Genomic DNA, 13,979 nt, shown 5'->3' on the forward strand with positions numbered 1-13,979 from the left:
AGCGCGGCTACGTCACTGGCGGGGGCGGCCGCGCAGCGGGAAGACGTCCTGGTCGGGGATCTGGCGGCCGGCGTGGGTGCCGGGCGGGCAGAGGGCGTCGATGGCTTCTTCGAGCTCGGTGTCCCATTCGACTGCGGCGCTCATCAGGGCGTCTTCGGTCTGAGCCAGGGTGCGGGGACCGATGATCACGGAGTCGACCAGGGGGTTGGCGAGTGTCCAGGCGGTGGCGAGCTGGCTTAAGGGGATGTTGCGAGCGTCGGCCAGGGGGCGGAGCTCTTCGACGACCTGGAGGGATTCTTCGCGCCACTCGGCCTGACGCATGCGCACGTCGCCGCGGGCCAGGCGAGAGCCTTCGGGGGCGGGGGCGTCCCAGCGGTATTTGCCGGTGAGCACGCCGCGGGCCAGCGAGGAGTAGGTGACCACGCCCATGCCGTAGTTCTGGGCCATGGGGATGAGCTCGCGCTCGATGTCGCGGTTGAGGATGTTGTAGAGGGGCTGGACGACGTCGACGGGTTGCCAGCCGTGGGAGCGGGCGATGCCGACGCGGTCGGCGACCTCCCAGGCCTGGTGGTTGGAGACGCCGCTGTAGCGGATTTTGCCGCTGCGGGTGAGGTCTTCGAGCGCGCGCAGGGTCTCTTCGGGGCGGGTGTTAGGGTCGGTGAAGTGGAGGTAGAAGATGTCGATGTAGTCGGTGTTGAGCCGCCGCAGAGAGTCTTCGCAGGCTTTGATGAGGTGGCGCGCGGAGAGGCCGCGGTCGTTGGGGCGCTCGCTCATGGGGCGGCAGGCTTTGGTGGCGAGCACGATCTGGTCGCGGCGGCCGGCCATCAGCTGGCCGACCATCGTCTCGGAGGCGCCGCGGCTGTACATGTCGGCGGTGTCCCAGAAGAAGACGCCGCGCTCCAGGCAGAGGTCGGCGATGTTGCGGGCCTCATTAAGATCGGTGCGGTCGGCGAACATCATCGTGCCCAGGCAGATGCGGGAGACGTTGAGGCCGGTTTTTCCAAGGCGGCGATGGGGGATGGTAGGGGTGTTGCTCATAGCGTTTTGAAGCTCGTTTTGGGGGAAGGTTTACAGAGGGAATCAGGTGGGGAACTCGTCTTTGACGCTGCGTCGCATCAGGCGCTCGAAAAGGGTTGGGGCGAGCTTGTGGAGCCAGTAGGCCTGGCGCGCGGTGGCACCGATGAGGGCGATGCGGCGGCGGTTGAGGGTGGCGTCGATGATGGCGTCTGCGACCTCGGAGGGGTTGAGTTCGGAGGCGTTGTCGCGGGCGTCTTTGCGAAAAGCGGTCTTGATGTAGGCGGGGCAGGCCAGGGTGATGGAGACGCCCTGGTCGACGAGCTCGGTGCGCAGCGAGTCGAAGAAGCCGTGCAGCGCGTGTTTGCTGGCGGCGTAGGCGGTGCGGCCGGTGAGCGGGGCGAAGCCTGCGACGCTGGAGATGGCGCAGATGCGGCCTCTGGAGCGCGTGAGCCAGGGCAGCGCGGCCTCGGTGATGCGTACCGCACCCATGAGGTTGACGTCGATGACCTCTTCGATGCGGGCGCTTGTGGTGTTGGAGAAGAGATCGCGGGAGGGGATGGCGGCGTTGTTGTAGAGGATGTCGATGGCGCCGAAGGTCTGGGTGGTTTGAGCGACGGCGCGCTGGCAATCGTCAGGGTTGCGCAGGTCGGCGTTGATGGCGATGGCCTTTGCGCCGAGCGCGCGGGCCATCATGAAGGTGCGCTCCAGGGCTGTGGGGTTGTGTTCCAGCAGCGCGAGACGGTCGCCGCGGCGGGCGTGGGCGCGGGCGAGCTCAAAGCCCAGCCCGCCGCCGGCGCCGGTGATGAGCACGGTGGCCGGACCGCTGAGGGTGCGGGCTTTTCGGTAGCGCTCGAAGGCTTCTTCGGTGGTGAGGGAGGGGGTGAAGCCGAAGTCGCGTTTGAGCGCGGTGTTGTCGAGGACGGGGCGGTGTTTGATAAAGAGGACCTGCTCGGGCCCGTAGGGCCCGATGCCGCGGCTGGAGAGGGCGGCCAGGGCCGTGCGGACGATGGATTCGGGCAGGGGGAGGTAGCGGTTGTTCATGCGGCGGGCGATCTCTTCGAGGGAGAGGACGCCGTCGCCGGTGAGGTTGTAGATGCCCGTTTTGCCGGTGGTGATGCCGTGGCGGATGGCGTCGACGACGTCGAAGTCGGCGACAATGCAGAAGGGGGAGTCGGCGCCGCGGATGCCCGGGACGACGGGCTGTTCGAAGAGGCCTGTGATCTGGTTGTCGGTCCGGGGGCCGAGCACGGTGGAGACTCGGAAGATGAGCTGGCCCAGGTGGGGGAAGTCTTTTCGGGCGCGCTCGAGATCTTCTTCGACCATGCGCTTGTGGTGGGCGTAGGCGAAGACCTCGTTGCCGCGGACCGGGTCGCTCTCTTTGAGCCAGGCGGGGTTGTCGGGGTGGTAGCCGTAGGCTGCGCCGCTGGAGGTGTAGATCAGCTGTTTGACGCCGTGCTTTGCGCAGGCCTGGACGACGTTGCGGGTGCCCAGGACGTCGACCTCGTATTGGAGTTTGCGGGTGTCGCCGGGGGGCGGGGTGACGATGGCGGCCAGGTGCACGACGACGTCGGGTTTATGCTCGGCGATGAGGTCGTTGACGGCGTCAGCGTCGCGGATGTCGAGGTTGCCGCGAACCAGGCGGCGGTCGTCGGCGATGTCATCGGCCAGGGGGCGGATGTCGGTGGCGATGATGGACGCGAAGCCGGAAGGCTCATCGAGCAGCGAACGCAGCAGCGCGTCGCCGACGAAGCCGGCGGCGCCGGTGATGAGGATGGTGGCGTTGTCGCGGGAGTTTTTCTTGGGTTTTGCCATAGGAACAACCATCTCAACGTCGTGAAAGGGGGAAGTCGGCGGGATTGCGGTGGAAGATGAGGGTGAGGTCGGGTCAGTCGGCGGGTCGGGTGGCTGGCGTTCGAGACCAGAGGGCGGCCATGAAGAGTCCGGCGATAATATGCCAGATGCCCCACCAGCCGGCGATGACGGCCATGCCGCCCAGGCCGTCGAAGAAGGCGAAGATGAGGACGAGGCCCAGGCCGGAGTTCTGGATGGCGACTTCGATGGCCAGAGCGCGGGTGTCTTCTAAGGGGAGGCCGGCTGTGCGGCCGGCGGTGTAGCCCACGATCCAGGCCAGCGCGTTATGCAGGGCGACCGGAACGAAGATGATGCCGATGACGGCGATAAACGCGCTCATGTTGGAGCGGAAGGCCACGATGATGAGCAGGGCGAAGAGGACGATCGAGAGGATCTTAAAGGGGCGCTCGGCTTTGAGCGCGAGGCCGGGCGCGAAATGACGCAGCAGCATGCCCAGGGCCAGGGGGAGGCCCAGGAGGATGAGGACATTGAGGAGCATGTCCAGGGGTTGGAGGCTGAAGTCGGTGAGGATGGCGCGGGTGTCGGCGGAGCGCGAGCCCCAGAAGGCGACGTTGAGGGGGGTGAAGATCATCGCGGCGGTGGTGGAGAGGGCGGTCACCGAGACGGAGAGGGCGGTGTTGGCGCGGGAGAGGTGAGCGATGAAGTTGGAGATGTTTCCGCCCGGGCAGGATGCGACAAGGATCATGCCCAGCGCGATGCTGGGGGGAAGATCGAGCAGGCGCGTGAGGCCCCAGGTGGCGGCGGGGAGCAGTCCGAACTGGGCGACCAGGCCGACCAGGGGGGCGCGGGGATGCTTGAGGACGTAGCGGAAGTCGTCGACGCGCAGGGAGAGCGCGATGCCGAACATGATCAGCCCCAGGATGACGTTGAGGGCCATCAGGCTGGAGGGATCGAAGTGTAGCTCGATCGCGTCGATGCTCTCGCGCATGGTAAAGGTTGCCTCGGTGGGGGATTTTTACGCCGTGAGCCACTATGGACGCGATGTCTGCTGCATTGAGAGGCCCCTTAAGCTGCGTTGCACCTCCTCGACGCGCTAAAAAGCCGCGCCCGCGCTTTGCTCAGGTCACTCTCAACCTCGCCGCCAAAGGCGTCACCCTTGCCTCGCGGCGTCATAGGGGCTTGACGTATCTGACCGTTCGGTTAGTGTTTTATCCAAATGATGCGAAATCCGTCAACGTGAGGAATGATCATGAGTGAGCCGGGCACGAAGGTAAAGAGCGTCGTGGAAGCCAACGCGGTAAGCGATGCGGCGATCGCCGCGGGGTTGCCCCGCGGCAAGAAGGGGGAGGTCGTCGACCGAAGCGAGCGGGTGTGTGTGATCGGGGCGGGCCCGGCGGGGCTGGCGACGGCGAGGGCGCTGGCGCGAAACGGGGTGCTCTACGATCAGTTTGAGCGTTCTGAGGATGTGGGCGGGGTGTGGGACATCGACTCGGAGTACAGCAATATGTACGAGTCGGCGCACCTGATCTCGTCGAAGAAGTCGACGCAGTTTGACGACTTTCCGCTGGGGGAGGAGGTGGCGGATTACCCGTGTCATCGCACGATTCTGAAGTATTTTCGGGATTTTGCGCGGGAGTTCGGGCTCTATGAGCGGATTCGCTTCGGGGCGAGCGTTGAGGAGGTGGAGCGCCAGGGAGAAGGCTGGCGAGTGACGCTGGATACGGGGGAGGCTTTTCTGTACGACGCGGTGTGCATCGCCAACGGGCACCTCAACGATCCGAACTGGCCGCAGTTTGAGGGGGAGTTTGAGGGAGAGATCTTTCACTCCTGCGATTATCGCAGCGCGGATGTGTTTAAAGGAAAGCGGGTGCTGATTGTGGGGGCGGGCAACAGCGGGTGCGATATCGCGATCGACGCGGTGCACCAGGCGGTGTCGGTGGATCTGTCGATGCGGCGGGGCTATCACATCGTGCCGAAGTATATTCTGGGGGTGCCGGCGGCGGATTTCGGGGCGGGCAGCGGCAAAGTGAAGATGCCGATGTGGTTGAAGCAGCGTGTGGACACGTTGTTGTTGCGTCGGATTGCGCCCGACCCGCGCAAGTACGGGATCCCGGAGCCGGATCATAAGTTGTATGAGAGCCACCCCATTGTGAACTCGCAGCTGCTCTACCACCTGGGGCATGGGGACGTGAAAGTGCGCAGCAACGTCTCGCGTTTTGAGGGCAAGACGGTGCATTTTGTGGATGGGAGCCAGGGGGAGTACGACGTGGTGGTGATGGCCACCGGGTACAAGCTGACGTTTCCCTTCCTGGATACGAAGTATCTGCCCTGGCGCGGGGGTAAGGCGCCGCAGCTCTATCTCAACATCTTCCACCCGGAGGAGGATGATATCTTTGTGATGGGGCTGATTGAGAGCGATGGCGGGGGCTGGCAGATCCGCGACTGGCAGGCGGAGGCGGTGGCGCGTTTCCTGGTGGCCAGGCGCGAAGATCCGCGGCGGGCCGAGGCATTCCGCAAGCTCAAGCGGGGTCCGGGGCCGGATACCAGCGGCGGGGTGGACTTCTCAAAGTTCGAGCGGATGGCCTACTACGTGCGCAACGCGGTGTACCGGGAGCGGATGCAGGAGCTCATCGGCTGGTTTGAGAGGCCGCTGGGGCGGCGCGACTGAAGCATGAGGGGGGGCTTAGAGGTGGGCGCGGGTTTCGACGGCGTCGAGGAGGACGTCGACGAGCCAGTGCAGGTGAGCGCGGCGCTCCGCGAGGTGGCGCTCGGCCAGGGGCTCGTTCTCCCACATGCTGGCGAGTACGGGGGCGTAGGTGAAGTGATGGAGTACGGCGCCTGCGACCGTCTCGAAAAGGTTGCGCACTGAGATCGGTCCCTCATCCGGTGCGATCTCTCCGAAGGTCTCATTGGCCCAGGCGATCATGGGGTTGAGGCCACGCTGGACGGTGGGGATGTGTTCGCTGTGTTCGGTGGCGGCGACGTGCTGGACGAGCTTGGGCCAGGCGCGGTGTTCGACGATGAAGTCGACGTAGGCGTCGATCATGTTGTGGACGCGCTCGCGCAGGGAGCCGGTGGCCGACCAGGCCTCGCGGAGGGCGTCGGTGTGGCTCTCGAAATAGTGGAGGAGCACGGTTTCGAAGAGCTCATCTTTGCTGTTGAAGTGGTAGAAGATCAGAGCCTTGTTGACCTCGGCGCGCTCGGCGATGTCGCGCACGCTGATGCGGTCGAAGCCGTAGGTGCCAAAGAGGTCTTCGGCGGCTTTGAGGATTCTATCGCGTCCTTCAGACATAAAGACTCCACCAGGGGAGGGCGCGCCCTTTGAGGATCAGGGCGCGGGGTTGATGTCGGCGTCGAGTTCGACGACGAAGGTCAGTTCCGGGCGGTTTTGCAGGGCGCCCAGGGGAGCGCGGTAGGGGGTAAGGCCGAGGTCGGCGTGGGAGAGCTGGACCTGGCCGCGGGCGCGGATGTGATTCGGATCTACGTGAAGATCGAGGGGGAAGTCGAAGTTGAAGCGTGTGGTGCGCACGGTGAGGCTGGCCTGCATGTGCGCGTTGGGGCCGGTTGTGATGCCGTGGCAGGCAAAGCGCAGCTCGGGGTGACGTGCGGCGTCGAGCTGGTTTTTCGCGAGCATGTTGTCGGCGGTGGCGTTGCGGTCTTTGAGACTGACGGTGCCCGGGAGGCCTACGCGGGGGCGGTCTTCGTCGGCGTCGACGACCAGCTCGCGGGCCGGGAAGGTGAGCTCAAAGGAGATGGAGGCGATGGTTTCGGCGTCGATCGCGATGCGGCGTTGGGCGGGGATGGCGCGCACGACGTGGTCGTGACCCATACGCGAGAGCATGCGGCTGTCGTCGTTGCGGACGATGACAGCGGCGAAGAAGGTCGAGGGGTTGAACTCGATGTAGCCGGGCATGGGGCACTCACGAGGTCGGTCGCCGAAGGACAAATCCGTGGTACATCAACCTACAGATCGGGGCAAAGGCGATTTGTGGGTACTTACTAACGAGGGGGCGGGGGAGGGGGCGCTGCGCGGAGGCGCAGCGCCCGATCGCCTGGAGGTGGCGAGGGTGGAGGGGCTTATTCAGCGGCCGGGTTCACGGCATCGTAGCGGGTGTTGCGGCGACGAAGTTGGGCGCGGCCTTCGGTGGAGATGAGGGTGCCGGTGGCGCCGCGGCCGAGGTTTGCGGCGTTGCCCTCGTCGGTGTCGATGTGCATCTCCAGGCGGTACTTCTCGGAGACGCGGACGAGCACGTCGCCGAAGACGAGGTCGCGATCGCCGCTGGCGACGGCGACTTCGACGACGTCGCGGTCTTTGACGCCGAAGTGCTCGGCGTCATCCGGGGTCATGTGGATGTGGCGCCAGGCGCAGATGACGCCCTGCTCAAGTTTGAGTTGTCCGGCCGGGCCAACCAGGAGGATCCCGGGGCTGTTGGCGACATCGCCGGAGGCACGCACCGGCGCGTCGATGCCCAGGGTGAACTCGTCGGTGCGGGAGATCTCGAGCTGGTTGAGCGAGCGTGTGGGGCCGAGGATGCGCACGGCGGGAAACTCGTTTTTGGGGCCGACGACTTTTACGGTCTCCTCGGCGGCGAACTGGCCGGGTTGGGAGAGGTCGTTGCGGGGTGTGAGCTGGTAGCCGGGGCCGAAGAGGGTCTCGACGGCCTCCTGGGTGAGGTGGATATGGCGAGCGGAGACGGCTACGGGGATGGGGCGCTGGTCGAGGGTGAGTTCGTCGGACTTGAGGATGAGTTTGGAGACGGCCTCGGCGATGGCGCGGCTCTCGTCGGTGCGTGCAACGAGGAGGCGCGTACGGGAGTGAGGGGTGGAGAACATCTGGACGGGCTGCAGGCTTGCGAGTTGGAGCTCGCGGTTGCGGTCCTCATCGAGGCGGGCACCGAGGAAGTCGAGGCGCTGGGCGATGCGATGACGCATCAGGGCGCTGTTTTCGCCGATACCTCCGGCAAAAACGATGGCGTCGACGCCGCCCATGATGGCGGCGTAGGCGCCGATGTATTTGCGCACGCGGTGGGCGAAGACCTGGATGGCGAGTCGGCAGTGGTCGTCGCCGTCGGCGGCGCGGGCCTCGATGTCACGCAGGTCGTTGCCGACTCCAGAGAGGCCGGCCAGGCCGCTTTCGCGGTTGAGGAGCTCATCGAGCTTATCGGCGGTGTAGCCATGCTCGCGCATCAGGTGAATGAGCAGGCCGGGGTCGATGTCGCCGGTGCGGGTGCCCATCACCAGGCCTTCCAGGGGGGTGAGACCCATGGAGGTTTCGATGGAGCGGCCGAACTCCACGGCGCAGAGGCTGGCGCCGTTTCCGAGATGGCAGGTGATCAGCCGCAGGTCACGCACGTCGGCGTCGAGGAACTCGGCGGCGCGCTGAGCGACGTAGGCGTGGCTGATGCCGTGAAAGCCAAAGCGGCGCAGACCCGGGTCGTTGGCCATTTCATAGGGCAGGGCGTAGGTGCGAGCGCGGCGAGGAAGTGTGGCGTGGAAGGCGGTGTCGAAGACGGCGACGTGGTCGACGTCGGGGAGAAGTTTGCGTGCGGCGCGGATGCCGGCCAGGTTGGCGGGGTTATGCAGGGGGGCCAGGCTGGCGAGCTCGTCGATGGCTTCTTCGACCTCGGAGGTGATGCGAACCGGGTGGGTGAAGCGGGCGCCGCCGTGGACGACGCGGTGTCCGACGCCGGCGATGGCGCCGGGGTCATCGAGGCGTTTGAGGAGCAGGTCGATGGTTTTTTTGAGGGCCTGTTCGTGATCGACCTGGCCGAGATCGGTGGTTGAATCTTCGCCGTCAAAGCGCAGCGTGGCGTTGGGTTGACCGATGCGCTCGATGTCCATGCGGGCGACGAAGGCGCCGGTGGCGTGTTCGCGAACGTCGGCTTTGATCGAAGAGCTGCCGCAGTTGATGACGAGGATCTTCATCGGTGTCTCCTGGAGGCGAAGGGGTGGGGCCGCGCTGGCGAGTGGATCGCCGGGGGCCGGGAGGGTTGAGCGTTGACTGCGCGCAGCATTTCATAGCGTGGCGGGGGGATGCAACCCGGACGGGGGGGAAGGACTTCGGTGAAGCGGGGGGAAGAAGAGGTGAGGCTGGCGGGTCCGAAGTCAATGCGGGGTAAGGGGCGATGAGGCGCCGGTGAAGGCGCAAGGTGAGGTTGTGGTGGAGGTGAGGCGATGAGCGAAGCCGGCTGGCGAGGATGTGGAGGGGTTGAGCGCCTCGAAAACCTCGGTCGACGAGAGATCCGAGGGGTTGAGTGACTCAAAAGTCTCGGTGACCGAGACATTCGGGGTCACTTGACCTCACGAAAACCTCGGTCATCGAGAGATTTGAGGGGTTGAGCGACTCAAAACTCTCGGTGACCGAGAGATTCGGGGTCACTTGACCCCACCAAAGTCTCGGTGACCGAGGTTTCTGAGGGGTAATTCATCCTAAAAGGGTAGAAGGGTGAGGTCGGGGAGGGGTAATTCATCCTAAAAGGGTAGGTCTGTGGCGTTTTCGAGGCGTCTATCATCTCGAAAGAGCGAGTGGGTGGGGTTTTTGAGGGGGGAATGCTCTTAACGGGGCAGTGTCGTGAGGAGGAGCGAGCGTGTGGCGGCGGCCAGCGCCTGGAGGGCGCGTGTGCGGGTGGTGGAGGCGGGGGGCGCGGGTGGCGCGTGGGAGAGGGCGGTGAACCAGCGCTCGGGGTTGGGGTCGCGGAGGATGCCTTCGAGGCAGAAGATGGCGACATCGTGGACGCCGGCGTGGAGGGTGGCGCCGAGGTCGAGCGCGAGATCGGTGGGGGAGGTGTAGGCGGGCTCATCGCCCAGCACGCCGGTGCCGGTGAGGCCAATGGAGGCGTGGGCGCGCGAGCCGAAGTGGCGGTAAAGGTGACGGAGCAGGCGCCAGTGGATGTAGCGGGCGTCGGCCGGGGAGAGGAGGCCACGGGAGTAGCCGGAGAGCATGGAGCCGTAGGTCATGATGCCGGCCAGCTGCCAGTCGACGTGCATCCAGGGGGTGCGGGCGATGCGTTGCCAGAGGTTCTGGCCGTCGCGCAGGTCGTGGGCGGCGGTGGGCAGGGTGATGCCCAGGGTGGGGATGTTAAGGCGGTGGAGCTCCGCGGTGAGTTCGTTGAGGAGGGTGCGCGCGGCGAGAAGGTCTGGGGCCGGACGCGGGTGCGGTGCGTCTGGCGAGGGAGGTATTGGGACGAAGGGGCGGAGCACGCGCTCGTGGAGGCGTTTGAGGGTGTCGAGGGGAGGTTCAAGGTCGATGGCGACGAGGGCAGGGAGGGCGTCGCGGGCCTGGAGTTCGGTGATAAGGTCGCGGGTGTAGGGCGCGAAGGTGGGGAGGGTGGAGGCGTTGGGCCAGTAGCCCTGCTCGGGGCTAAGCAGGGGCCAGATGCCGGGCTGCAGCTCCAGCGCGCGGGCGCGTTGGATGTATGTGGCGGCCAGGTGGAGGTCGGCGTCGGGGCGTAGCGCGGCGATGGGGTGGATGCGGTGTCTGGCGAGCAGGCCGAGCAGGGGAGGGCTTGCGAGCTCGGCCAGGGGGAGGTGTTCGGACCAGATGCGCAGGGTGGGGGAGGGCATGATGGCGAGGTGGGGTGAGGGGTGGAAGGAGGATTGTGGGCGAAAGGCGTGGGGACTCGGCAGGGAGGGTGACATTGCGTTACAATGCGGTGACGATTTGGTGGGTGGTGTCCGGTCTGGCAGGGCGTTTCGGCGTGCGGGCCGGGATCGAGAAGGCGAAAGGGTAGCGCGTTGCGATCACGCTCCGGTGTGGCTCGGAGGTGCGGGGCGTTTGACGATAGGACCATAGCTCTGGCGCGTATGCGAGGGGCTGATGAGCGAAAAGGCAAAGCGATGGGTATGTGGAAGGTGTCGGGGATGGGTGGGGCGTTGGTAGGGCTGGCGTTGACGGCGGCGCTGACGGTGGGGTGCAGCGATCCGGAGGTGATTGATGGGGAGGGGGAGCCTGACGCCACGGTCGGGGAGCCGGATGCGGGAGACGTGGGCGGGGGAGGCGATGTGGATGCCGGTGGGGAGGGGCTGGAGCGGGCGGAGATCGACGTTGATGCGCTGCTGGAGGCGCCGGGGGAGGGCTTTGTGCGGGCGGTTCAGGTGCAGAGCCCGGAGAAGAGCATTGACGGGGAGGTTGCCCAGGGGTTGGTGGGGGACTGGATCCTGGAGAACGCTTTTGGGCGCTACCAGATAGGCTTTGGGGAGCGGGTGGTCGGGCCTTGCTCCTGGGATGGGAACCCGATTGCGGTGAGTGGTGCGGAAGAGGGGGCGGAGAGCGTACTGGGGGAGATCTGCTTTTTGCTGAACATCGGGCAGACCTTTCGGCCGGAGCTTGTGGAGGTGTTGGAAGATGGGGCGGAGGGGCGAGCTGTGGTGGCGGTGACGGGGAGGCCTGTGCCGCTGGACTTTTTGAACGTGAGCTCGATGGTCGATGAGTTTGCGCCGGGGTTGCTCGACGCGTTGGATTTCGATCCGGTGCGGGAGCTGCCGTTGACGGTGACGGTGTATTACGCGTTGACGCCTGAGAGTCGGTCGTTGCGGGTGCTTACGGCGATGCGCAATGAGGGGGCGGCGGCGGAGTACGTGGTGGCGGCGCATCTGGTGTTGTCGGGGTCGACGGGAAGCTACTTCAATCCGTTGGGCGGGCCGAAGGGGTGGGGGTATCGCTCACTGGGGAGCGATAGTCTGAGCGCGGACCCGGTGAGTTACCTGGGGTATTTTAATCGCCGGGGCGGGTACGCGGTGGTTCCCGACGCCTGGGAGTATATGGAGCGTGAGGGGATGCCGGTGGGCGCGGGAATGCTTGCGGTGAGCGGGGCGGCGGGGCTTCTCCACGGGGCGACCGACGTGTTGCAGACGCTGGCGGCGCCGCGATCGCGCTGGCCTGAGACGCGGGGCTATCAGGCGATTGAGCCCGGGGCGGTGACGACGGTGGGGTACCGGCTCTACCCGGGCGATGGGCAGGTGAGTTCGGCGACCGACGTCATTTTTGAGGCTATGGCGCTGAGCACTTCCAGGGTGGGCGGGCGAGTGGTGGACGCTCAGGGGGAGGGGGTGGAAGGCGTGAAGGTGAGTGCGCTGCGCGAGGGGGAGCGTACCTTTGTGGCAGGGTGGACCGACGCCGATGGGGCGTTCGGGTTTGATGTGCCGCAGGGGAGCTGGGAGCTGCGCTTTCGGGAGGAGGGTGTGCTCACCCGCGTGACGGACGTGGAGGTGGGCAGTGAGGATGTGGCCCTGGGGGATGTGGCGTTGACCGAGCCGGGTGTGATGTCGGTTCAGGTGAGGGACGCCGCCGGGGAGCCTGTGCCGGCGCGCGTGGTGATCGCGTGTGTGAATGGCTGTGGTGATAAGCGCGAAGACAGCCGGGAGCGCGACGCGGGCCTTGCTCCGCCTTACGGGTGGTTGCGCATTGAGGAGCTGGGCGTGAGCGGGGAGGCGACGTTGAAGATGGCGCCGGGCGACTACCGGGTGAGCGTGAATCGGGGGATGACCTGGTCGGTGTGGCCGCCGGATGCGACGTTAACGGGGGGGGAGGTTGTGAGCGTGAGCGCTGGCGAGGAGGTTATGGTGGAGGCGGAGATCGCCGAGGTCATCGACACCACCGGTGCGCTGAGCGCGGATTTTCATATTCACGCGATGTATTCGCCGGACTCCAATGTTTCGGAGGAGCAGCGGGTGTTGGACTTTATGTCGGGGGGGCTCGACGTGATGGTGAGCAGTGATCACGACGCGATCAGTGACTTTGGCGCGGCGATTGTGAGGTTGGGGGCGCAGGCGCAGATCGCGAGCGTGGTGGGAAGCGAGATCACCACGTCGAACCTGGGGCATATCAACGCGTTTCCGCTGCGGCGCGACGCGGGGGCGCGGCGGGGCGGGCCGCTGGACTGGAGTAATGATGGTGGGCTGCATCTGACGCTGCAGGAGGTCGTGGATCGCACGAGGGAGCATCCTGGAGAGCAGGTCATTCAGCTCAACCACCCGAGAAAGCCGATGGGGGCGATCGGCCTTTTGGAGGCGGACGTGATCACCGGGCAGAGTTTTGCGGACCCGGCGGCTCGACGAATGACCGATGCCTTTGTGGATGAGGTCAGCGGAGACACCGGGCTGTGGACCGATGACTTTGATGCGATCGAGGTGCTCAACGGGTTTAGTGAAGGTGACTTCTGGAGCTCGATGCGCTGGTGGCTGGCCATGGTCGGGCGCGGGTTTTCACCTACGGCGACGGCGGTGAGTGATACCCACGGGGTGTACGGGAGCCTGGCGGCCAGCCCGCGCAGCTTTGTGATGGTGGATGAGGGGAAGGATAACGCGCAGACGATGGTGATCGACCACCTGGTAGAGCGCATCAAAGATGGGGCGGTGGTGGGGACGACCGGTCCCTTTATGAAGGTGGAGATTGTGAGTGCGGATCAGGAGGTCGCGGGGCCGGGCGATGTGCTGGATGCCACGTCCGGGGAAGTGACGCTGAAGGTGGACCTGCAGCTGACCGACTGGATCGATGTGGATCGGCTGGATCTTTATATCAATGTGCCGGGAGAGGGGCTGGTGGGAGAGCCCGGGGAGGCGGTGGAGGAGGTGCTGGCGCCGACGCAGCAGGTGGATGTGGTGTGGGATGAGGGTGCGCATCGGGAGTTGGTGGCGCAGGGGACTCAGGCGCATTATCGCTGGCGGCAGGTCGTGGAGGTTGAACTGGAGGTTGCGCAAGACAGCTATGTGGTGGTGGTTGCGCGCGGGGTGAACGGGCGATCGATGGTGCCGGTGCTGGCGAGTTCGGTGAAGCCGATGGCGTTTTCCAACCCGGTGTTCCTGGATGCCGATGGGGGCGGCTATGATAACCCTCCGTTGGAGGCGTATCGTCAGGCGCTGCTGGAAGCGCGGGTCAGCGGGGAGGACGTGAGCCAGCGGCGCTCGGGGTTGAGGGAGCCTGTGATTCGGCCTGGCGAGGCGCTACGCGCGGAGCATCTTTCGGGGCTGATCGAAGCGTTGAGTTGCAGCCACGGCGGGGAGGAGGCGGCGCATGTGCACGGGCATCATCACGAGCACGGGCATGCCCACAAGGCGGGTCATGACCATCACCACGATGGTGAGGGGGGGCATGCGCATTGAGAGGGTTCGCCAGGGGGATTCGTTGACATCTGGCGGGCCTCGGCGCTAGT

9 protein-coding genes are annotated in these 13,979 nt (G+C 65.7%); 2 read left to right on the forward strand and 7 right to left on the reverse strand.

Translation table 11 applies throughout. The annotated features are described in order from the left end of the window. Nucleotides 1-12: 12 nt before the first annotated feature. The 3 genes from FRC98_RS00555 to FRC98_RS00565 all read right to left on the reverse strand — a co-directional run bounded on the left by FRC98_RS00555 (nt 13) and on the right by FRC98_RS00565 (nt 3,817). A complete protein-coding gene (locus FRC98_RS00555) occupies nt 13-1,038 on the reverse strand; it encodes an aldo/keto reductase (protein ID WP_146979363.1) in 1,026 nt (341 codons plus the stop codon). Between the two features lie 42 nt (nt 1,039-1,080). Then, the gene (locus tag FRC98_RS00560) at nt 1,081-2,829 is read right to left on the reverse strand and encodes an SDR family oxidoreductase (protein ID WP_146979364.1); all 1,749 of its coding nucleotides are present in this window, start codon (nt 2,827-2,829) and stop codon (nt 1,081-1,083) included. A 73-nt stretch (nt 2,830-2,902) separates the two neighbouring features. Then, the gene (locus FRC98_RS00565) at nt 2,903-3,817 is read right to left on the reverse strand and encodes a bile acid:sodium symporter family protein (RefSeq protein WP_146979365.1); all 915 of its coding nucleotides are present in this window, start codon (nt 3,815-3,817) and stop codon (nt 2,903-2,905) included. A gap of 261 nt (nt 3,818-4,078) precedes the next feature. Here FRC98_RS00565 and FRC98_RS00570 point away from each other — a divergent pair, with 261 nt between their 5' ends. Continuing rightward, nucleotides 4,079-5,497 (forward strand): flavin-containing monooxygenase, encoded by a 1,419-nt coding sequence (locus tag FRC98_RS00570; RefSeq protein WP_146979366.1) that lies wholly within the window; start codon nt 4,079-4,081, stop codon nt 5,495-5,497. Between the two features lie 15 nt (nt 5,498-5,512). On the opposite strand, the gene FRC98_RS00575 is transcribed toward FRC98_RS00570, so the two are convergent. From FRC98_RS00575 to FRC98_RS21180, 4 genes are all read right to left on the reverse strand, one after another. Next, nucleotides 5,513-6,121 carry a TetR/AcrR family transcriptional regulator gene (locus tag FRC98_RS00575; RefSeq protein ID WP_146979367.1) on the reverse strand — a complete coding sequence of 203 codons (609 nt, stop codon included), beginning with the start codon at nt 6,119-6,121 and terminating at the stop codon, nt 5,513-5,515. A 36-nt stretch (nt 6,122-6,157) separates the two neighbouring features. Further along, nucleotides 6,158-6,742: a YceI family protein gene (locus FRC98_RS00580; RefSeq protein WP_146979368.1), complete on the reverse strand. Its 585-nt coding sequence runs from the start codon at nt 6,740-6,742 to the stop codon at nt 6,158-6,160. 164 nt (nt 6,743-6,906) lie between these two features. Beyond that, entirely contained in the window at nt 6,907-8,754 is a 1,848-nt protein-coding gene (locus FRC98_RS00585) for an acetate/propionate family kinase (RefSeq protein ID WP_146979369.1), read from the reverse strand. 630 nt (nt 8,755-9,384) lie between these two features. Next, nucleotides 9,385-10,392, reverse strand: coding sequence for a hypothetical protein (locus tag FRC98_RS21180; protein WP_230467131.1), 1,008 nt, complete (start codon nt 10,390-10,392; stop codon nt 9,385-9,387). A gap of 273 nt (nt 10,393-10,665) precedes the next feature. Here FRC98_RS21180 and FRC98_RS00595 point away from each other — a divergent pair, with 273 nt between their 5' ends. Next, nucleotides 10,666-13,929 (forward strand): CehA/McbA family metallohydrolase, encoded by a 3,264-nt coding sequence (locus FRC98_RS00595; RefSeq protein ID WP_146979370.1) that lies wholly within the window; start codon nt 10,666-10,668, stop codon nt 13,927-13,929. Nucleotides 13,930-13,979 lie beyond the last annotated feature (50 nt).

Origin of the sequence: Lujinxingia vulgaris, assembly GCF_007997015.1 — a bacterium.
GTDB classification, from domain to species: domain Bacteria; phylum Myxococcota_A; class Bradymonadia; order Bradymonadales; family Bradymonadaceae; genus Lujinxingia; species Lujinxingia vulgaris.